This window comes from Pseudarthrobacter sp. AG30, from assembly GCF_003116525.1.
In the GTDB taxonomy this organism is placed as follows: Bacteria; Actinomycetota; Actinomycetes; order Actinomycetales; family Micrococcaceae; genus Arthrobacter.
In genome coordinates this window covers 1-263 of sequence record NZ_QEHL01000086.1, presented here as the reverse complement: position 1 = coordinate 263, position 263 = coordinate 1, and the positions used below count along the sequence as shown (strand labels likewise).

Genomic DNA, 263 nt, shown 5'->3' with positions numbered 1-263 from the left:
TGGCTTTTTGAGGATTTTCTCCAGCTGCCTGCGGTTAAAGTTGGACACCCCAATGGACTTGGCCAATCCTGCATCCTTGCATTTCTCCATGGCTTCCCAGGTGTCACAGATATCCACAGCATCATATATTAATTTTCCATTTTCATCTTTTGGGAGATAATTTTCTCCCGGCTTCATGGCCATTGGGAAATGAATGAGGTACAGGTCCACATAGTCCAACTGGAGTTGCTTCAATGACTGTTCCAAGCAGACCCGTACGAGTT

At 45.6% G+C, this 263-nt stretch carries 1 protein-coding gene; it reads right to left on the bottom strand.

Translation table 11 applies throughout. The annotated features are described in order from the left end of the window. Positions 1-246, bottom strand: a 246-nt coding sequence (locus tag DC347_RS21420) for an aldo/keto reductase (RefSeq protein WP_255414791.1), incomplete at its 3' end; no start/stop codon positions are given. Positions 247-263: the final 17 nt, after the last annotated feature.